21 protein-coding genes are annotated in these 19,601 nt (G+C 63.0%); 15 read left to right on the top strand and 6 right to left on the bottom strand.

Annotated elements, in window-relative coordinates:
• The first annotated feature begins 50 nt into the window (after positions 1–50).
• The 4 genes from lepB (at position 51) to CUR21_RS06355 (ending at position 2,913) form a co-directional block, all read left to right on the top strand.
• The gene (lepB, locus tag CUR21_RS06370; protein ID WP_100196186.1) at positions 51–839 is read left to right on the top strand and encodes a signal peptidase I; all 789 of its coding nucleotides are present in this window, start codon (positions 51–53) and stop codon (positions 837–839) included.
• Positions 836–1,531, top strand: a complete 696-nt coding sequence (gene rnc / locus CUR21_RS06365; protein WP_100196185.1) for a ribonuclease III — start codon at positions 836–838, stop codon at positions 1,529–1,531. Before lepB ends, rnc begins: the two co-directional genes overlap by 4 nt.
• 128 nt (positions 1,532–1,659) lie before the next feature.
• Positions 1,660–2,574: a GTPase Era gene (era, locus tag CUR21_RS06360; protein ID WP_100196184.1), complete on the top strand. Its 915-nt coding sequence runs from the start codon at positions 1,660–1,662 to the stop codon at positions 2,572–2,574.
• Positions 2,575–2,913, top strand: coding sequence for a DUF1491 family protein (locus CUR21_RS06355; RefSeq protein ID WP_232622713.1), 339 nt, complete (start codon positions 2,575–2,577; stop codon positions 2,911–2,913).
• Here the strand turns inward: CUR21_RS06355 and CUR21_RS06350 are convergent.
• The gene (locus tag CUR21_RS06350) at positions 2,905–3,501 is read right to left on the bottom strand and encodes a Pr6Pr family membrane protein (RefSeq protein ID WP_100196183.1); all 597 of its coding nucleotides are present in this window, start codon (positions 3,499–3,501) and stop codon (positions 2,905–2,907) included. The genes CUR21_RS06355 and CUR21_RS06350 overlap by 9 nt on opposite strands.
• Before the next feature lie 88 nt (positions 3,502–3,589).
• Here CUR21_RS06350 and recO point away from each other — a divergent pair, with 88 nt between their 5' ends.
• Both recO and CUR21_RS06340 read left to right on the top strand, forming a co-directional pair.
• Positions 3,590–4,321 (top strand): DNA repair protein RecO, encoded by a 732-nt coding sequence (gene recO, locus CUR21_RS06345; protein ID WP_100196182.1) that lies wholly within the window; start codon positions 3,590–3,592, stop codon positions 4,319–4,321.
• 103 nt (positions 4,322–4,424) lie between these two features.
• Positions 4,425–5,663, top strand: a complete 1,239-nt coding sequence (locus CUR21_RS06340; protein ID WP_100196181.1) for an MFS transporter — start codon at positions 4,425–4,427, stop codon at positions 5,661–5,663.
• 79 nt (positions 5,664–5,742) lie between these two features.
• Here CUR21_RS06340 and CUR21_RS06335 read toward each other — a convergent pair whose 3' ends face one another.
• Positions 5,743–7,410 carry an acyl-CoA dehydrogenase family protein gene (locus CUR21_RS06335; protein WP_100196180.1) on the bottom strand — a complete coding sequence of 556 codons (1,668 nt, stop codon included), beginning with the start codon at positions 7,408–7,410 and terminating at the stop codon, positions 5,743–5,745.
• Positions 7,411–7,611: 201 nt separating this feature from the next.
• Here CUR21_RS06335 and CUR21_RS06330 point away from each other — a divergent pair, with 201 nt between their 5' ends.
• Entirely contained in the window at positions 7,612–8,397 is a 786-nt protein-coding gene (locus CUR21_RS06330; protein ID WP_100196179.1) for a sulfite exporter TauE/SafE family protein, read from the top strand.
• An 89-nt stretch (positions 8,398–8,486) separates the two neighbouring features.
• On the opposite strand, the gene CUR21_RS06325 is transcribed toward CUR21_RS06330, so the two are convergent.
• Entirely contained in the window at positions 8,487–10,085 is a 1,599-nt protein-coding gene (locus CUR21_RS06325; RefSeq protein ID WP_100196178.1) for a phosphoenolpyruvate carboxykinase, read from the bottom strand.
• Positions 10,086–10,446: 361 nt separating this feature from the next.
• Between CUR21_RS06325 and CUR21_RS06320 the strand changes: the two genes are divergently transcribed.
• Genes CUR21_RS06320 through CUR21_RS06290 form a run of 7 tightly spaced genes read left to right on the top strand, consistent with a single transcriptional unit; the run spans position 10,447 to position 15,808 of the window.
• The gene (locus CUR21_RS06320; RefSeq protein WP_100196177.1) at positions 10,447–11,148 is read left to right on the top strand and encodes a response regulator transcription factor; all 702 of its coding nucleotides are present in this window, start codon (positions 10,447–10,449) and stop codon (positions 11,146–11,148) included.
• On the top strand, positions 11,145–12,845 hold the full coding sequence (locus CUR21_RS06315; protein ID WP_100196176.1) for a sensor histidine kinase: 1,701 nt from the start codon (positions 11,145–11,147) through the stop codon (positions 12,843–12,845). Before CUR21_RS06320 ends, CUR21_RS06315 begins: the two co-directional genes overlap by 4 nt.
• A 9-nt stretch (positions 12,846–12,854) precedes the next feature.
• Positions 12,855–13,277, top strand: a complete 423-nt coding sequence (locus CUR21_RS06310; protein WP_100196175.1) for an HPr kinase/phosphorylase — start codon at positions 12,855–12,857, stop codon at positions 13,275–13,277.
• Positions 13,278–13,279: 2 nt separating this feature from the next.
• Positions 13,280–14,227 carry an RNase adapter RapZ gene (gene rapZ, locus CUR21_RS06305; RefSeq protein WP_100196174.1) on the top strand — a complete coding sequence of 316 codons (948 nt, stop codon included), beginning with the start codon at positions 13,280–13,282 and terminating at the stop codon, positions 14,225–14,227.
• Positions 14,224–14,619, top strand: a complete 396-nt coding sequence (locus CUR21_RS06300; protein WP_100196173.1) for a PTS sugar transporter subunit IIA — start codon at positions 14,224–14,226, stop codon at positions 14,617–14,619. The genes rapZ and CUR21_RS06300 overlap by 4 nt, the downstream gene beginning before the upstream one ends.
• A gap of 2 nt (positions 14,620–14,621) precedes the next feature.
• A complete protein-coding gene (locus tag CUR21_RS06295) occupies positions 14,622–14,891 on the top strand; it encodes an HPr family phosphocarrier protein (protein ID WP_100196172.1) in 270 nt (89 codons plus the stop codon).
• A gap of 32 nt (positions 14,892–14,923) precedes the next feature.
• Positions 14,924–15,808, top strand: coding sequence for a lysophospholipid acyltransferase family protein (locus tag CUR21_RS06290; RefSeq protein WP_232622712.1), 885 nt, complete (start codon positions 14,924–14,926; stop codon positions 15,806–15,808).
• Positions 15,809–15,913: 105 nt separating this feature from the next.
• Here the strand turns inward: CUR21_RS06290 and CUR21_RS06285 are convergent, their stop codons facing one another.
• On the bottom strand, positions 15,914–16,789 hold the full coding sequence (locus CUR21_RS06285; protein ID WP_100196171.1) for a 3-hydroxybutyryl-CoA dehydrogenase: 876 nt from the start codon (positions 16,787–16,789) through the stop codon (positions 15,914–15,916).
• A gap of 189 nt (positions 16,790–16,978) precedes the next feature.
• Here CUR21_RS06285 and CUR21_RS06280 point away from each other — a divergent pair, with 189 nt between their 5' ends.
• A complete protein-coding gene (locus tag CUR21_RS06280) occupies positions 16,979–17,806 on the top strand; it encodes a DUF6473 family protein (protein ID WP_100196765.1) in 828 nt (275 codons plus the stop codon).
• A 53-nt stretch (positions 17,807–17,859) separates the two neighbouring features.
• Here the strand turns inward: CUR21_RS06280 and CUR21_RS06275 are convergent, their stop codons facing one another.
• Entirely contained in the window at positions 17,860–18,783 is a 924-nt protein-coding gene (locus CUR21_RS06275; protein WP_100196170.1) for an electron transfer flavoprotein subunit alpha/FixB family protein, read from the bottom strand.
• Positions 18,783–19,544 carry an electron transfer flavoprotein subunit beta/FixA family protein gene (locus tag CUR21_RS06270; RefSeq protein ID WP_100196169.1) on the bottom strand — a complete coding sequence of 254 codons (762 nt, stop codon included), beginning with the start codon at positions 19,542–19,544 and terminating at the stop codon, positions 18,783–18,785. Before CUR21_RS06270 ends, CUR21_RS06275 begins: the two co-directional genes overlap by 1 nt.
• Positions 19,545–19,601 lie beyond the last annotated feature (57 nt).

The following is a 19,601-nucleotide window of genomic DNA, read 5'->3' as shown; positions in this document are numbered from 1 at the left end:
CCGGCTGTGGGCGCATGTAGCGGCGCAAAGATCAGCAAGGTGGAAATCGCATGGCCAGCAAGGCAAAGACCGACGGCGGCATCGTCGAGACACTCAAGACGGTGGTCTATGCGCTGGTGATTGCAGGCCTGTTCCGCACCCTGTTCTTTCAGCCGTTCTGGATTCCCTCGGGCAGCATGAAAGACACGCTGCTGATCGGCGATTTTCTATTCGTCAACAAGATGGCCTATGGCTACAGCCGCTTTTCCTGCCCTTTCTCGGCCTGCCCCTTTGACGGGCGCCTGCTGTTCAGCGAACCCGAGCGCGGCGATGTGGTGGTCTTCCGCCATCCTGTCAACGGCAGCGATTTCATCAAGCGCCTGATCGGCCTGCCCGGCGATACCGTGCAGATGCGCGGCGGCGTGGTCTATCTGAACGGCGAAGCCGTGCCGCAAGAGCCCGATGGCCAGTTCAGCGAAGTCTACGAACAGCAAGGCCCGTTGGGCCAGTTGCCGCGCTGTGAAAACGGCCCCGTGGGCCAAGGCGACATCTGCACCAAGTCACGGTCGCGCGAAACCCTGCCGGGCGGGCGGACCCATGATGTTCTCAACATCGACACCAATGGTGCGGGCGACAACACCGATGTGTTCACCGTGCCGGCCGGGCATTACTTCTTTATGGGCGACAACCGCGACAACAGCCAGGACAGCCGCTTCGTGCAGGCGGTGGGGGGCGTGGGCTTTGTGCCCGCCGATCACCTGATCGGACGCGCCGACCGCATCATGTTCTCGTCGGCCGGGCGCTCGATGCTGTATTTCTGGACCTGGCGCTCGGACCGTTTCTTCAAGGCGGTGGAATGAGGCTCTCGGCCGATCTCAAGGCCTTCGAGGCGCGGATCGGGCACAGCTTTCGCACGCCCGAGCTTCTGGTGCGGGCGGTGACCCATGCCTCCTTGTCGTCGCAGACCCGGCCCGACAACCAGCGGCTAGAGTTTCTGGGCGACCGCGTGCTGGGCCTTGTGATGGCCGAGGCGCTCTTGGGCGCCGATGCCGAGGCCAGTGAAGGCCAGCTTGCGCCGCGCTTCAACGCCATGGTGCGCAAGGAAACCTGTGCCGATGTGGCGCGCACGATCGGTCTGGGCGAGGTGCTCAAGCTGGGCCGGTCGGAAATGCTCTCGGGCGGGCGGCGCAAGGAAGCCCTGCTGGGCGACGCGATGGAGGCCTTGATCGCCGCCGTCTATCTCGATGGCGGGTTCGATGCCGCCCGCGCGCTGGTGCTACGGCTTTGGGGGGACCGGATCGGCACGGTGCAGCAGGATGCGCGTGACCCCAAGACCGCGCTTCAGGAATGGGCACAGGCGCGCGGCATGTCGCCCCCCAGTTACGCCGAAGCCGGGCGCACTGGCCCCGATCACCAGCCGGTGTTCACCGTGGAAGTGACCCTCGACAACGGCGCCCGCGAAGCCGCCCGCGCAGGCTCCAAGCGCATCGCCGAACAACAGGCCGCCCGCGCCTTGCTCACCCGGCTGGAACGGGAGTCGGGCGCGGCCTGACAGCGCGCCCGCCAGAAGGGTCGCCAGACCCGCGCCTTTGGTGCTACACTGGCTGCCGGGGCCGCGGATGATCTGGCCTTTCCCCCTGCAATCGCCTAGACGAAGCGCGATATCGAAATGAGGTCTTGATGGATACCCCCCCCCGCGCCGGCTTTGTCGCCTTGATCGGCGAACCCAATGCTGGCAAGTCGACGCTTCTCAACCGCATGGTCGGGGCCAAGGTGTCGATCGTGACGCATAAGGTGCAGACCACCCGCACCCGCATCCGGGGCGTGGCCATCGAAGGCCCGGCGCAGATCGTCTTTGTCGACACGCCGGGGATCTTCCGCCCGCGCCGCCGTCTGGACCGCAGCATGGTTAAGGCCGCGTGGGGCGGGGCCTCCGATGCCGATGTGATCGTCCTGATGATCGAGGCGCATCGCGGCCTGACCGAAGGCGTGCAGGCCATCATCGACCGGATGCGCGATGAACTGCCGCAAGGTCAGCCGGTGGCTCTGGCCATCAACAAGATCGACCGCGTGAAATCCGAAGTGCTGCTTGCCCTCGCCGAACGCCTGAACGACGCCTATCCTTTCGCAAAAACCTTCATGATCAGCGCCGAGCGTGGCTATGGCGTCAAGGATCTGCGCGAATGGCTGGCGGGCGAGGTGCCGCAAGGCCCGTGGTTCTACCCCGAAGACCAGATCGCCGATCTGCCCATGCGCATGATCGCCGCCGAAATGACGCGCGAGAAACTCACCTTGCGCCTGCACGAAGAACTGCCCTACCAGCTCACGGTGGAAACCGAGAAATGGGAGGACAAACCCGACGGCTCCACCCGGATCGACCAGATCGTGTACGTTGCCCGCGATGGCCACAAGGGCATCGTGCTGGGCAACAAGGGGGAGACGATCAAATCCATCGGCTCCGCCGCGCGCGCCGACATTTCGGAATTCCTCGGCCGCACCGTGCACCTTTTCCTGCAAGTCAAGGTGCGCCCCAACTGGCTGGACGAACCCGAGCGCTATTCGGAAATGGGCCTCGACTTCAAGGATGGCGACTGAGTGGTGGCAGATGTCCGGCTGCAATCCGATCTTTGGGTGTCGGCCTATCTCAACCGACTGCGCCTTGCCGATATCCCCGCCTATGTCATCCGCAAGGGGGACCGCACCGCAGGCACTGTGCTGGTCAAGGTCGCGCTTCTGAACGGCAGCGCGCGTGCCTTTGAACGTGGTTATGATCTGGCCAGCGGCAGCCGGCTCTGGCGGCTGACCACCGAAGGTCCCGAGCCGGAGGTGGATGCCCTGATCGCGCGCGCCACCGCCCGCGACCCCGACCTCTGGGTGATCGAGCTGGAACAGCGCCAAGGCCGCACCCTGCTCGAAGAAGAAGGCCTAGCCTAGCCGCCGCTTCACCGCGATCAGCACCGCCCCCACGGCGGCAAAGGCCAGCACCATCCCGGCCGCGTTCAGCGCCACACCGTCCCAGCCCAGCCGGTTCACATTCAGAAACGGATAGGGGAAGCGCCCGTCGATCATCACGCCGCGCAGCAGGGCATAGATCGCATAGACCAGCGGCCAGATCATGCCATAGGGCAGCACACGCCAGCCCGGCACCGGCGCGAAGGCAAGCCACCAGCCCAAGGCCATCACCGGCACCGCCGTGTGCAGGCCCAGATTGGCCCACCAGCGCAGCCCGCTGGGGCTGTGCAACTCGGCCAGCAGAATGTGATACACCAGCCCCACCATCACGATGGCCAAGACGCCGGCAAAGGCAAGCCCGGCAGGCAATCGCCAGCGCATGGCCACCAGCGCCATGCCCACAGCCACCAGCAGATTGGTCAGCACGGTGAAGAACCGCGCCAAGCCCCACAGCACCCCCAGCACGCCATCCCCGCGCCCAGCGGCCAGATTGGCGTCAAACTGCGCCCGCAGCGACAGGGCGGCCACGACAAAGATGATCAGGGCGGTCAGGCGGGGCGGCAGCGACATGGACACTCTCATATGCCCAAAATGCACTCTGTCCTTGCCGCGGCAAGCCCCCTTGCAGCCGCACCCCTCCGCCTGCAAAGATCACCCGATGGAATGGCGCGAAGACGGGGTGCTTCTCTCCATGCGCCCGCATGGCGAAGGCTCTGCAATCATAGAGGTTTTTACCCGCGGCCATGGCCGCCATCTGGGCGTGGTCCGCGGCGGCGCCTCGCGCAAACGTGCGCCGCTCTTGCAGCCCGGCGCCCAGCTCGACCTCACATGGCGCGCGCGTCTGGAAGATCAGATCGGTGTCTTTCTGGCCGAACCCGTGCAATCGCGGGCCGCCGTGCTGGAAAGCCCGCTCGCCTTGGCGGGGCTGACTGCCGCCTGTGCGCTGTTGCACGTCAGTCTGGCCGAGCGTGATCCGCACCCCCAGCTTTACACCCGCACGCTGTCTTTGCTCGACGCCATGGCTGCCGGGGCCGATTGGCTGGGCGATTATCTGCGCTGGGAATTGCTGCTTCTGGATGAATTGGGATTCGGTCTTGATCTGTCGCGGTGCGCCGTGACCGGCAGCCGGGACGATCTGGCCTATGTCAGCCCGCGCACCGGGCGGGCGGTGTCGCGCGCGGGGGCGGGGGATTGGGCGTCCCGGCTCTTGCCCTTGCCGCAGGCGCTGATGGGGCAGGGGCCTGTCACCCGGGCCGAGGCTGCGCAAGCCCTTGCCATCACAGGGCATTTCCTCTCCCGCGAGCTTGCCCAAGACGGCCACGCCCCCCCCGGCGGCAGCCCCTTGCCCGAATCGCGCAACCGCCTGTTGGCCCGTCTCGCCCGCAGCTAGGGCTGCGCGCAGAAAAACGCCCTCCGATTCACAAACGACGCAAAATGTCGCAGCCGGGCCAGACCCACCGCCCGCTTCTTGGGCAAACAGGGTCAAGATTGATATGGCCAATAAATTCATCCCTCTGCATCTCAAGCATGCTCCGACCCCAAGGGTCGAAAACTTTGCCCTCCTCTCGGGGCTAGAGGCGGCGGTGCGTGGGACACTCGTTTCTGCCATGCCGCTCGCCGTCTATGACGCGCTTGGCAGTGCCGAGGCCACCTCGTCCGCCTATTTCGTCGCCGGGTTGGTGTCGATGCTCTGGGGACTGATGGTGCCTTGGGCCACCCGCCACATCCCGCGGCGCTGGATGTATACGCTGGGCTGCGTGCTCTACCTCATCGGGATGACGCTGGCCATCCTTGGCACCGGATGGCTGATGCCCGTGGCGCTGACCTGCCTTGCCATGGCCACCGCCACCACCTTCGTCTGTCTTAACGCCTATATCCTCGATTACATCGACCGTCAGAATCTGGGCCGCAGCCAATCCATGCAAATGGTCTTTGCCGCCGGGCCTTGGGCCATTGGTCCCCTGCTCGGTGTCTGGCTGCGCAGCCTGTGGGACCCGCTGCCCTTCCTCGTGGCCGGAGGATGCGCTTTGGTGCTCTTGGTGACGTTCTGGGTGCTGCGGCTGGGCAATGGCAAGCAGATCAGCCGCGCCAAAGGGCCTGCCGCCAATCCGCTTGCCTATCTGGGCCGGTTTTTCGCCCAACCTCGGCTGATTGCCGGATGGCTTTTTGCGGTGATGCGCTCCTGCGGCTGGTGGGTTTATGTGGTCTATCTGCCGATCTTCTGTATCGAATCCGGTTTGGGCGACAAGGTGGGCGGCGTTGCACTGTCACTGTCCAACGCGCTCCTCTTTGCGTCGCCGATCATGCTGCGCCATGCCCGCGCCGCCAGCGTGCGCCGTGCCGTCCGCTTTGCCTTTGGCATGTGCGGCACGCTCTTTGTGGCGGCGGCGCTGGTGTCGCCCTTGCCTTGGGCGACGGTGTTTTTCTGCATGGCGGCAGCCGTGTTTCTTGTCCTCTTGGACATCATCGGCGGCCTTCCCTTCCTGATGGCGGTGAAACCGTCCGAGCGGACCGAGATGTCGGCAGTCTATTCCAGCTTCCGCGATGTGTCAGGCATTCTCACGCCCGGGGCCGCTTGGCTGGTGCTCTTGGTCGCGCCCTTGCCCGGCATCTTTGCCGCCGCCGGGGCGGGGCTGCTGACCGCTTGGGCCATCTCAGGCCGCCTGCACCCCCGCCTCGGCATCCCGCGCAAGGCCGCAGGGGCCACACCGCCAACCGCGGGAAAAAGTTAAGATTTGGTGAATCCCACAGGGTCAAGACCTTGATTAAAAAGGATTCCTTCTTTTGTCCGCGCGTGTGACACAGCGCCCCTCAATCCAGCAGCCGCCGCGCAATCACCTGCGCCTGAATCTCCGCCGCGCCCTCGAAGATGTTCAGGATGCGGGCATCGCACAGCACCCGGCTGATCTGATACTCCAAGGCAAACCCGTTGCCCCCATGGATCTGCAAGGCATTGTCCGCCGCCGCCCACGCCACCCGCGCCCCCAAAAGCTTGGCCATCCCCGCCTCTAGATCGCAGCGCTTGTCATGGTCCTTTTGCCAAGCGCTGAAATAGGTGAGCTGCCGCGCCACCATGATCTCCACCGCCATCATCGCCAGCTTCCCGGCCACGCGGGGAAATTCGATCAACGCCTTGCCAAACTGCTTGCGATCCTCGGCATAGCTCATCCCCAGATCCAGCGCGTTCTGTGCCACCCCGATCGCCCGCGCCGCCGTCTGGATGCGGGCCGATTCAAAGGTCTGCATCAACTGCTTGAACCCTTGCCCTTCCACTCCGCCCAGCAGGTTCGCGCCCTTCACCCGGAAATCGTCGAAGTTGACGGTGTATTCCTTCATGCCGCGATAGCCCAGCACCTCGATCTCACCGCCCGACAGGCCGGGATCGACGAAAGGAGTCTCATCGGTGCCGGGGGTCTTTTCCGCCAGGAACATGCTCAGCCCGCGGTAATCCGAGGTGCCCTCGACGCTGCGGGCCAGTACCGTCATCACATGGGTGCGCGCGGCATGGGTGATCCATGTCTTGTTGCCGCTGATGATCCACTCTTCACCGTCCCGCCGCGCCCGCGTGCGCAGCGCGCCAAGGTCCGATCCGGTGTTCGGCTCGGTGAACACCGCCGTCGGCAGGATCTCTCCGCTGGCCAGCTTGGGCAGCCACTGCGCCTTTTGTTCGGGCGTGCCGCCGCACAGGATCAACTCGGCCGCGATCTCCGACCGTGTCCCAAGACTGCCCACGCCGATATAGCCGCGCGACAATTCTTCCGACACCACCACCATGCTGGCCTTCGACAGGCCAAAGCCGCCGAACGCCTCTGGAATGGTCAAGCCGAAGACGCCCATCTCGGCCAGTTGGTCAATCACCGACATCGGGATCAGGGCATCCTTCAGATGCCAGTCATGCGCAAAGGGCGTCACCTGCTCGGCGGCAAAGCGGCGGAACTGCTCGCGGATCATCTCCAGCTCTTCGTCCAGCCCGGTGGCGCCAAAGGTGGCATTGGCCCGTCCGTCGCGCATCAGCGTCACCAGACGGGCGCGGGCGGCGACGCTGTTCCCTTGGGCCATAAGGGTTCGCGCCGCCGCGCCGCTGGGGGCCGGGGACAGATCAAGATCCTGCAAGCGCGCGATCTCTCCCTGGCTCATGGGGATGCCCCCATGAATCTGGTTCAGGTATTCGCCAAAAGCGATTTGAAGGATCAGCGCCTCGGTCTCGCCGAACTGTCCCTTGTCTTGCAACCGCAGCGCCCAATCCTGCATTTGTCGCAGGGCCTCGGCATAGGTGGCCAGCCACGACAGCGCATGCGCCGCATACTGATGCGTTTCCATCGCCGCAGCAGACACTTTGCCTCCGACGCTCACCCTTGCGCGCAGATTTTCGCGGCCCGCGTGGAACAGCGCCTCCACCTCAGGCAGGGCTTCGGCCGTCAGGGCCAGCAGATCCGCCAGCAGGGGCGAGGTGGGAAGGGTCTGTCCATCATGGGCCATGGCGCGATTCCTGTGCTTGGAGCCTGCAACTGCTGTTGAGCTAAACACTTTGCAGTCGCAGCGCAACTTAATTTCAAAATAATGTTCGTCAACAACCATAAAATGTCGCAGTCGAAATGTGTGCCCGAAGGACTCAGAATTCTCGCAGCATCTCGCCTGCTTGGGGTTTTCATTCCTCAAGACTTGGGCAATTCAGCCAACATGACCGAACATCTGATTTCCATTCTGTCGGCAGGGCAGGGGCTTGGCCCTCTGCTGGGCGCTTTGACTGTCACCCTTTTTGCCGGCTTCGTCAAAGGGGCGGTCGGCTTTGCCATGCCGCTGATCATGATTTCTGCCTTCTCGGCCTTCCTCCCTCCGGAACTGGCGCTGGCGGGGCTGATCCTGCCCACGCTCATCACCAACCTGAGCCAAGCCTTCCGCCAGGGCCTTGGTCCGGCCAAAGAAACCGCCTGGACCTATCGTCGTTTTCTGATCGGGACCGTGGTGTTCATCGCGCTGTCGGCGCAGCTGTTCGATCTGATCCCGCGTGTCGCCTATCTGCTGTTGCTGGGCGTGCCGGTCACGGCCTTTGCGGCGCTGCAACTGGCCGGGGTGCCCTTGGCCTTGCGCCTCCAGCACCGTGCCCGCGCGGAATGGGCGCTTGGCGTCGTGGGGGGGCTTTATGGTGGGGTGTCGGGAATCTGGGGGCCGCCCTTGCTTGTGTATCTGCTCTCAGTCAACGCGCCCAAGGTCGAGGCGATCCGGGCGCAGGGCGTGGTGTTCCTGATCGGGGCGGTCGCGCTTTTGACCGCGCATCTGGGCACGGGTCTGGCAAATGCGCAGACTTTGGCCTTTTCCGCCGCTCTGGTGGTGCCCGCGCAGATCGGCATGGCCTTGGGCTACCGGCTGCAAGACCGGCTGCCGCAGGCACGCTTTCGCCGCTGGACACAAGCGCTTTTGGTGGTGACGGGGATCAACCTTGTGCTGCAGGCGCTGCTGGGCTGAGGTCGGATGCGCTCCGCGCGGGAGTATTTCAGAAAGGTGCAATGGCAAAGCGCCCGCGCGCAAGGCGGGCGGGCGCTTTGGTTTTGGGATCAGCCGATCGCGGCGGCTTTGATGTCATCATCAATGTAGGGCACATATTGGCCAAAGTTCTTGGAGAACATCTCCACGAGCTTTTGGGCCTGCGCATCATAGGCGGCCTTGTCGGCCCAAGTGTCGCGCGGATTGAGCAGGGCAGCGTCCACGCCCGCAACCGCAACCGGCACTTCAAAGCCAAAGTTTGGATCGCGGCGGAAGGCGACACCCGCCAGCGAGCCATCAAGCGCCGCTGTCAGCAAGGCGCGGGTGGCCTTGATCGGCATCCGCCGACCGGTGCCGAAGGCGCCGCCTGTCCAGCCGGTGTTCACCAGCCAGCAGGTTGCCCCCTGTTTCAGAATCTTTTCCTGAAGCAGCTTGCCATACACCTCGGGCCGCCGCGGCATGAAGGGCGCGCCAAAGCAGGTGGAGAAGGTGGGCGTGGGTTCGGTGATCCCGCGCTCGGTTCCGGCCACCTTGGACGTGAAACCCGACAAGAAGTGATACATCGCCTGCGCCGGTGACAGCCGCGCGATGGGCGGCAGCACGCCAAAGGCGTCGCAGGTCAGCATGACCACATGGCGCGGATGTCCGCCAAGCCCGGTGTCTGACGCGTTTGAAATCGCGTCCAGCGGATAGGCGCAGCGGGTGTTGTCGGTCAGGGAATTGTCGGAAAAATCCAGTTCCAGCGTTTCGGGGTCATAAACCATATTCTCGACCACCGTACCAAAGCGTGAGGTGGTGGCGTAGATCTCTGGTTCCGCCTTGGGATCAAGGTTGATGGTTTTTGCGTAACAGCCGCCTTCGAAGTTGAAGATGCCTCGATCGGACCAGCCGTGTTCATCATCCCCGATCAGCGTGCGGTCGGGACTGGCCGACAGCGTGGTCTTGCCCGTTCCCGACAGGCCAAAGAACACCGCCGCATCCACCGGATTTCCGATGGCATGGTTGGCGCTGCAATGCATCGGCATCACGCCTTTGTCTGGCAAAAGGTAATTCAAAATGGTGAAGACCGATTTCTTGTTCTCGCCCGCATAGGCGGTGTTGGCGATCAGCACGGTCTTTTCGTCAAAGTTCAGTGCGATCACCGTTTCGGTGCGGCAGCCATGGCGTGCCGGATCGGCCTTGAAACTCGGCACGTTCAGGATCGTCCACTCCGGCGCAAAGCTGTCAAGCTCGGACGCGGCGGGGCGGCGCAGCAGATGGCGGATGAACAGCCCGTGCCATGCCAGTTCGGTGATCACCCGCACATCCAGACGATGCACCGGATCGGCACCGGCATACAGATCTTGCACGAACATGTCGCGCCCGTGCAAATGCGCCAGCATGTCAGCCTTGAGCAGGGCATAAGCTTCGGGGGCCATCGGGGCGTTGTTGTCCCACCAGATCGTGTCTTCCACCGCAGCGGTTCGCACCACGAACTTGTCCTTGGGCGAACGGCCGGTGAACTGGCCGGTGGCGCACAGGAAGGCGCCCCCTTTGCCCAAACGCCCTTCGCCACGGGCGACAGCGGCTTCGACAAGGGCAGGCTCGATCTGGTTGTAATAGACGTTGCCCAAACCTGTGATGCCGGTGGCGTCAAGGGTGTGGTTGGGGTTCACGCGTCCGTGGTTCATCCTGCAAGCTCCCGTTGCCCGCGCAATGGCGCAGGCTGAATATTCGGTCAGAATTCGGTATGCGGGCCAATGGCATACCGGCGGCGCCCAGGGCCATTGGGCGGCCACGCTTGCCGTATATCATAGGGGACTTGCATCAGAACAGCAGGCTTTGCGGCAGTTAGCGCAACCATCCGCAGGTTAGCGCAATCATTTCCGACAACTTGCAAGAAGTGAGGCAAATTAGCCATTCGTTGGTAATTTTACCGCGTCATATGAGTCGAAAGTGCAGTGATTCGCACTTCGCTGTTGATTCCGTGACGGGTTCCACCGATCATGTTACAAAAATAAGCGTTCGGGCAGTCACAAGGAAATACACACCATGGCAAGGATCGCCCTTGTTGATGACGACAGGAACATCCTGACGTCAGTATCGATGACACTGGAAGCTGAAGGGTTTGAGGTCGAAACCTACAACGACGGCCAGTCCGCCTATGATGCATTCACCCGCCGGATGCCGGATATGGCAGTGCTCGACATCAAGATGCCCCGCATGGACGGGATGGATCTGCTGCAGCGCATCCGCCAGAAGACCAAGATGCCGGTGATCTTTCTCACCTCCAAGGATGATGAGATCGACGAAGTCCTAGGGCTGCGGATGGGCGCAGATGACTATGTGAAAAAGCCGTTCAGCCAAAGGCTTTTGGTGGAACGGATCCGTGCGCTCCTGCGCCGTCAGGATGCCATCGTCACCGGCGAAGTGGCGGTGACGGAAGAAACCAAGATCATGGAACGCGGCCATCTGCGGATGGACCCGCTGCGCCATTCGGTGTCGTGGAAGGGGCTTGATGTCTCGCTGACCGTCACGGAATTCATGCTTCTTCAGGCGCTCGCGCAGCGACCGGGCTTCGTCAAGTCGCGCGATCAGTTGATGGACGTGGCCTATGATGATCAGGTCTATGTCGATGATCGCACCATCGACAGCCACATCAAACGCTTGCGCAAGAAGATGCGCTCGGTGGATGACGAATTCTCCGCCATCGAAACGCTCTATGGCATCGGCTATCGTTACAACGAAGCATGACGGCGATGCCTCAGATCGGCCTCCGGGAACAGCGCAGCACCAAGGGCGCCGAGGTGCTTGTGAGCGAGGATTGGGTCTCGCCCGAGGCGGCTGATCCTGCCCTGCGCGAAACGCGGGGCAAGCGGGGGGTGATGGCGCTGAAACGGTCGCCGCTGGCCCGCAAGATCATCATCTTCAATCTGCTGGCTTTGGTGGTGCTGGTGGCCGGGGTGCTTTTTCTCAACCCCTTCCGTGACAGTCTGGTGGTGCAGCGCGAACAGGGGTTTGTGACCGAAGCGCAGCTGATCGCAGATGTGTTCGAGGCGCGGCTCCCGGATGAAGGCATGGTTGACATGGCCCCCGAGGGCGCGTTTGCGCGCTGGGTCGGAAACATCAGCCTCAGCCCCGGAACCTCGGTCGTGGTGCTTGACAGCACGGGGCGTGTGGTCGCAACGGCGACCGGCCCTGCGGATGGCGCCGCCCGCGATGACCAGTCCACTCTCATCACCGGCTTTCTAAACGCCTTGTGGGACAGCACCTCGAGGCTCTTGACCGAGCCCGAGGGGCGCGGCGTCAGCGTCGATCCGGAAAGTCTGGCACGGACACTTTTCGCTCAGGCGCTTGCCGGGGAAACCGCCGTAAACCTTGGCAAAGGCGCCAGCGGTGGGGCGTTTTTCTCGGTGGCCAGCCCGATCGAGCGTGCGGGAGAGGTGCTGGGTGTCGTCGCATTGATCAGTGCCGAGGGCGAGATCGACGCGCTCGTCCGCAACGAACGTGAACAGATCCTGCAGATGTTCGTTCTGGCCCTTTTGGTGTCGATTGGTCTCAGTCTTGTGCTCGCATCCACCATCGCCAATCCCCTGTCCGACCTCGCAGCGGCGGCAGAGATTGGTCAGGATGGGGATGCCCGCAAGATGCAGGCGGGGCGCATTCGCATTCCCGATCTGGCCGGGCGCCCAGATGAAATCGGCCGCCTTTCGGTGGCCGTGCGCGGCATGGTCGCCGCGCTATATGACCGGATTGACGCCAACGAACAATTCGCCGCCGATGTCGCGCATGAAATCAAGAACCCGCTCGCCAGCCTGCGCTCGGCCGTAGCGTCGCTGCATGTCGCCAAGCGCGACGATCAGCGCACCCGGCTGCTCGAGGTGATCGATCATGATGTGCGCCGTCTCGACCGACTGGTCAGCGACATTTCCAACGCCTCCCGCCTTGACAGCGAATTGGTCAAGGAACAGGAGGAAACCTTCAACCTGACCAAGACCCTCACCAACCTGTGCGATTACCTCGGCCAGCAGGCCGGCGAAAAAGGGGTCGAGTTGATCACCGATTTCCCGGTCGAGCCCATTGTCATCTCAGGGCTGGAGGCGCGTCTGGCCCAAGTCTTCGTCAACTTGATCACCAATGCCGTCTCTTTCTGTGAAGACGGCGATGCCGTCCGGGTCTGGACGCGCAAGCGCGATGACCGGGTGTTGGTGGTGGTGGAAGACACTGGCCCCGGTATCCCTGAACAGGCGCTGGAAAAGGTGTTCAAACGCTTTTACTCGGAACGCCCGCAAGGGCAGTTTGGCAACAATTCCGGCCTTGGACTGTCGATTTCCAAGCAGATCGTCGAGGCGCATGGCGGGGTGATCTGGGCCGAGAACATCCGCCCCACCCATGCTGACGCCACGTCTGATCCCTTGGGGGCGCGCTTCATCGTCGGTCTTCCCGTCTGACCCCGCGCCATGACGGCGCCGCTTCGCTTGCACGCCACCACTGTTGCCTTTGACGGGCGCGGCGTGCTGATCAAAGGCGCCTCTGGGCGCGGAAAATCGTCATTGGCTTTGCAGCTCATGGCCATCGGCGCCACTCTTGTGGCCGATGACCAGACCCTTTTGTCGCGTGAGGGCGAGGAAGTCATCGCCCGCTGCCCGCCGCCGCTCATCGGCCTGATCGAAGCGCGCGGCATTGGCCTGCTCCATGCGCCCCACCTGCCACAGGCTCCTGTTGCGCTGGTGGTGGATCTTGACCAGCCCGAAACCACCCGCCTGCCGCCGCATCACGCGATCACCCTTTTGGGAAAGCCGCTTGCCCTTGTGCTTTCCAATGATTCAGCCCATTTTCCTTCTTCGCTCCGGCACTATGTCTTATTTGGGCGACGTGGATAGCGATGCTGAACGACGTGGACAGATCCGAGTCTTTGTCACGGCAGGACCACCAGCTGGTTCTGGTCACCGGGCCTTCGGGGGCAGGGCGGTCGACCGCGATCAACGCGCTGGAAGACCTCGGCTATGAGGTGATTGACAATCTGCCGCTGTCGCTTGTCCCCCGCCTGATTGAAGGCGCTCCCACCGCACAGCCGATCGCCCTTGGCTTGGATGTGCGCAACCGCGATTTTGCCGCCTCCAGCCTGATCGAGCTGATTGACCGCCTGACCCGCGATCCTCGGGTGCAGCTGACCGTGCTCTATCTCGATTGCCAGCCTGCTGTTCTGGTGCAGCGTTACAGTGAAACCCGCCGCCGCCACCCGCTCGCCCCCACCGACAGCCCCGAGGAGGGGGTGGAGCGTGAGATTGATCTGCTCGCACCCATCAAGGTGCGCGCCGACCATCTCATCGACACCTCCGATCTGACGGTGCATGGCCTCAAGGCCGAGGTGACACGCTGGTTCGGGCAAGGGCGGGGCCCCAATCTCGCCGTCTCGGTGCAAAGCTTCAGCTACAAACGCGGGGTGCCGCGCGGCGTCGACATGGTGTTTGACTGCCGCTTCCTGCGCAACCCACATTGGGACCGCGCGCTCAAACCCCTCGACGGGCGCGATTCGCAGGTGGTGGCCTTCATCCAGGCGGATGAACGCTTTGCGGAGTTCTACCAAAAGCTGAGTGATTTGATTGCTTTTCTCCTTCCGGCCCATCTGGCCGAGGGGCGCTCGCATGTCAGCATTGCATTCGGCTGCACCGGAGGGCAACACAGGTCTGTTGCCGTCACGGAATTGATCGCCGATGCCCTTGCGCAGAGCGGCTGGGCGGTGTCAAAACGGCACCGGGAACTTGAACGGCGCGCAGCTGCCGGGCCAGCTGCCGCAGGTGCGCTAGCAACAAGGATGGACGGCGGGTGATCGGAATCGTGATCGTGGCTCATGGTGGCCTTGCGCGCGAATACCTCGCCGCGGTGGAGCATGTGGTGGGCCCACAATCGGGCATGCGCGCCATCTCGATCGAGGATGACCATGATCGCGCTGCCAAACAGGCCGAGATTTGTGGTGCCGCCGATGCTGTGGACGCAGGCACCGGCGTGGTGGTGGTCACCGACATGTTCGGTGGCTCGCCTTCGAACCTGTCCCTGATGGCCTGCTGCGGGCCGGACCGGCGTATCATCTACGGCGCAAATCTGCCGATGCTGATCAAGCTAACAAAATCCCGTGATGTGCCCGTGGCAGAAGCCGTGGCAGCCGCGCTCGATGCGGGGCGAAAATACATCAACAGCCTCGATCTGGGCGGAGGTGCCTGAATTTGGCCGATAAAGTTCTGCTCATCGTCAATGAAAAGGGGCTTCATGCCCGGGCCAGCGCCAAATTCGTCGAGGTCGTCGAAGCACATGATGCCGAAGCGCAGGTCACCAAGGACGGGATGACCGTGTCGGGTGACTCCATCATGGGGCTTTTGATGTTGGCAGCCTCTCGCGGAACCTCTATTGAAGTCCGCACCACGGGGGCCGAGGCGGACCCGCTGGCCGATGCGCTCTCGGCGCTGGTGGCCAATCGCTTCGGAGAAGAGTACTGAGCCACAAGGTGGTGCAGAAAGGCCGACGGATCGTGACAGAACATCCGCAGATCGACACGCGGCTCGGTGACAGCGCAACGCGCCCGCCGACAGACCGTCCTTATGATATGCGCCGGCTTTCCTATGCTGGCAGTTTCTCGAATCCGGTCAAGGCAGGGGCGATCCGCGCCATCGAATGGGCGACCGCCAAGGTCACCCTGCTGCGCCTGATCCGTCAGTTCGAACGCGCGGGTGCCCCGTTCGGCTCGCCCTTCTGGCCCAAGGCGCTGCGCCATATGGGCATCCGCATCGACACACCTGCGGAAGAGGTGGCACATATCCCCGCCACCGGCCCGGTGGTGGTGGTGTCCAACCATCCGCATGGTCTGGTCGACGGCATGATCCTTGCGGAAATCGTCAATCGCGTGCGGTCAGATTTCAAGATCCTCACCCGCTCCTTGCTCACCGGCATCCCCGAGGTCGAGGAATTCATGATCCCCGTCCCCTTCCCGCATGAGGCGAATGCGCGCGAGGACGGGCTGGTGATGCGGCAGCAGACTATGGACCATCTCAAGCGCGGCGGTGTCATCATCCTGTTTCCGGCAGGCAAGGTGGCAATGTCCGAAGGCTTCTTCGGCCCGGCGGTCGAGGCCGAATGGAACGTCTTCACCCACAAGATGATTCAGCGCTCGGGCGCCACCATCGTGCCCGTCCATTTCACAGGGCAGAACAGCCGTATGTTCCTGATCGCCAACAAGCTGTCAGACACGCTGCGGCAGGGGCTCTTGCTGTATGAAATCAAGCGCGCCCTGTTCAAGCCGCAGCGCCCCTTCATCGGCGCCCCGATTCCGGCCTCCGAACTGGACAAATGGGAAGGCAACCCGCGCGGTTTTCTTGCCTGGCTGCGCCAGCACACCTTGGATCTGGGCAAGCGCTAAGCCGACATCCCGATCGATTTTTCTGCGAAAAACCACCTCTCCCCTGCGATTTTTCGCAGAAAAATCGGGGCGTGCATTGGATTTTTCGCAGAAAAATCGTGCGCTTCAGCGCGTTGGCACCGGCACCTCGCCGCGGTAGTCATAAAACCCCCGCTGCGTCTTGCGCCCCAGCCACCCTGCTTCGACATATTTCGTCAGCAGCGGGCAGGGCCGGTATTTGGTATCCGCCAGCCCGTCATGCAGCACGTTCATGATCGCAAGGCAGGTGTCCAGCCCGATGAAATCCGCAAGCTCCAGCGGCCCCATCGGATGGTTGGCCCCCAGCTTGAGCGACTCATCGATCGATTTGACCGACCCCACCCCTTCATAAAGCGTATAGACCGCTTCGTTGATCATCGGCATCAGGATGCGGTTCACGATGAAGGCGGGGAAATCCTCGGCACTCGCCGCTGTCTTGCCCAGACGCCGCACCACGGCATGCATCTTGTCCCAAGTGTCCTGATCCGTCGCGATCCCGCGGATCAATTCCACCAGTTGCATCACCGGCACCGGGTTCATGAAATGAAAACCCATGAACTTTTCCGGACGATCTGTCCGGCTCGCCAGCCGGGTGATCGAAATCGACGAGGTGTTCGAGGTCAGAATCGTGTGCGGCTTCAGATGAGGCAGCAGGTCCTCAAAGATCGCCTGCTTCACGGTTTCGCGCTCGGTCGCGGCCTCGATGATCAGATCGCAAGGTCCCACCTCGGCCAGCGTCATCGTGGTGCGGATACGTGCCATCGCGGCCGATTTCTCCTCCGCCGTCACCTTGCCGCGTGCGACCTGCCGTTCGATGTTGCGGTCAATGGTGGCCATCGCCCGCGACAGGGCCGCCTCATTCACATCGGTCAGGGTCACATCATAGCCGGCCAAGGCAAACACATGCGCAATCCCGTTGCCCATCTGCCCCGCACCCACCACGCCCACGCTGGAAATATCCATTTGCAACATCCTTCCTTCACCGCCGCCGCAACCTTATGCGGCGGGCCGGGGCGGAGCAAGGGCGCCGCGGTGCAGGGCCTTGCCGTCGCCCTCCAATCGCAGGAATTTTCTGTCAATCCGCCCTTTAAGGCTTTCGCAACGGGAATCGCCAAGTCTGGCGACGGGTGTCTGAAAACTGTGGTGGGTGTGATGGCATATCTGTATCCGGGCGACCGGTCGCTCGACTATTTTCCATGCCGATATGGCACGTCGCGGGTGCTTTTCCGGGGCCCCCGGCGCAACCTCGACCGGCCCTATGTGGTGGCATTGGGGGGAACGGAAACCTATGGAAAATTCGTCCCCGAACCTTATCCGGCGCTGATCGAAGCGGCCACCGGCCTGTGCATGGTCAATCTGGGCTATGTGAACGCGGGCATCGATCTCTATCTGAAAGATCCCGATGTCCTTGATACCGCCGCCCGGGCGCGTCTGGCGGTGGTGCAGATCATGGGCGCACAGAACCTCACCAACCGCTTCTACACCGTGCATCCGCGCCGGAATGACCGTTTTCTGCACGCCTCTCCGCTGTTGCGCCACATCTACCGCGATGTGGACTTCACGGAATTCAGTTTCACCCGCCATATGCTCGGCGCGCTGCAAGCCGTCTCCGTCGACCGGTTCGAGGTTCTGGCCGAAGAATTGCGCGCCGCTTGGGTCTCACGGATGAAGTGCCTGCTGGCCTCTCTCCCCTGCAAGACGCTGCTGCTCTGGGTGGCGAGCGCGCCTCCCCCCTCGCCGGGGCGTCGGTCGGGCCTTACCCACGATCCGCTGCTGGTCGATGCCGAAATGATCGCAGTGCTGCGCGCCCATGCCGCGCATTACGTCGAGGTGGTGGCCCCTCCTGCCGCGCTGCTCAGCGCCCAAGATGGCAGCGCCATCGCCCCGGACTGCGCATGCGCCGCGCAAGGCCTGCCGGGACCCGCCGTGCATCGCCTGATCGCCGATCAGCTTGGCCCCGAACTCCTCCGCCTATTCTGAATGCAAACGGGCGCCCGATCGGGGCGCCCGCAGCTCTGCCATGGCAGGACGGCTTACAGCTTTTCGGTCAGCTCGGGCACCAGTGTGAACAGATCGCCCACCAGCCCGTAATCCGCCACTTGGAAGATCGGGGCTTCCTCGTCCTTGTTGATCGCCACGATCACCTTGGAATCCTTCATCCCCGCAAGGTGCTGAATGGCCCCGGAAATCCCGACCGCAACATAAAGCTTGGGCGCCACGACCTTGCCGGTTTGCCCCACCTGCCAGTCGTTCGGCGCATAGCCCGAATCCACCGCCGCGCGGCTTGCGCCCACGGCCGCACCCAGCTTGTCGGCCAAAGCTTCGATCAGCTTGAAATCGGCTTCCGAACCGACACCGCGCCCGCCCGACACCACGATGCCCGCGCTGGTCAGTTCGGGCCGGTCGCTGGATGCCACCTTGTCCTCCACCCAGGACGACAGCGCCTCGACCGGGCCGCTCACGGCTTCGACCGTGGCCGCGCCACCCATGCCCACGGCAGTGAAGTTGGCGGTGCGAATGGTCATCACCTTGGTGGCATCCGCAGATTTCACCGTCTGGATCGCGTTCCCGGCATAGATCGGGCGCTCGAACGTGTCGGCATCGATTACCGCCGTCACATCTGACAGCACCATCACATCCAGCAGAGCGGCCACGCGTGGCATCACATTCTTGCAAAACGCGGTCGAAGCCCCAGCAATATGCGAATAGCCGCCCGCCAAAGACACGATCAGCGCTGCGGTGGATTCCGCCAGCCCATGGCAATAGGCGTGATCGCCCGCGAACAGCACCTTGGCCACGCCCTCCAGCTTGGCCGCCTCGGCCGCGGCGGCGTCGCCGCCTTGGCCCGCCACCAGCACATGCACATCGCCCAAGGGCTTTACCGCCGCAACCGTCTTGGCCACCGCGTCCAGCGCCAGTTGGCCGTCATTCACATCGGCAAGAAGCAGAACAGCCATCAGATCACCCCCGCTTCGTCTTTGAGTTTCGCAATCAGCGCGTCCACCGACCCCACCTTGATCCCGGCCTTGCGGCCCGCAGGTTCCACCGTCTTGATCACCGACAAGCGCGGCGCGACATCCACGCCATAATCGGCGGGCGTCTTGGTCGCCAACGGTTTTGCCTTGGCTTTCATGATGTTGGGCAGGCTGGCATAGCGCGGCTCGTTCAGGCGCAGATCCACCGTGATGATGGTCGGCAGCTTCACCGAAATCGTCTGCAACCCGCCATCCACTTCGCGCGTCACCTTGGCCTGATCGCCCTCGATGGCCACTTCGCTGGCAAAGGTCGCCTGCGACCACCCCAGAAGCGCCGAAAGCATCTGCCCGGTGGCGTTCATGTCATTGTCGATCGCCTGCTTGCCGCACAAAACCAGACCCGGCGCTTCTTCTTTCACCACCGCGGCCAGCAGCTTGGCCACCGCCAGCGGTTCGATGTCGGTCTGCACCGTATCGGTCGCCTCGATCAGGATGGCGCGGTCCGCCCCCATCGCAAGGGCTGTGCGCAGGGTTTCCTGCGCCTGTTTCACACCGATCGACACCACGACGATCTCGGTCGCCACGCCCTTTTCCTTCAACCGGATCGCCTCTTCCACGGCGATCTCGTCGAACGGATTCATCGACATTTTTACATTGGCCAGATCGACACCGCTCCCGTCCGCTTTCACGCGCACTTTCACGTTGTAGTCGATCACACGTTTGACAGGCACAAGCACCTTCATCGACGCATCTCTCCCATAGGTTCAAGCTCTCTGGCTTTGGTAACTAGCCCGTCTTGC

This window comes from Pseudorhodobacter sp. MZDSW-24AT (genome assembly GCF_002794355.1).
In the GTDB taxonomy this organism is placed as follows: Bacteria; Pseudomonadota; Alphaproteobacteria; order Rhodobacterales; family Rhodobacteraceae; genus Pseudotabrizicola.
Note: the sequence above shows the minus strand (reverse complement) of the source record. Positions and strands in the feature narration are given on the sequence as shown.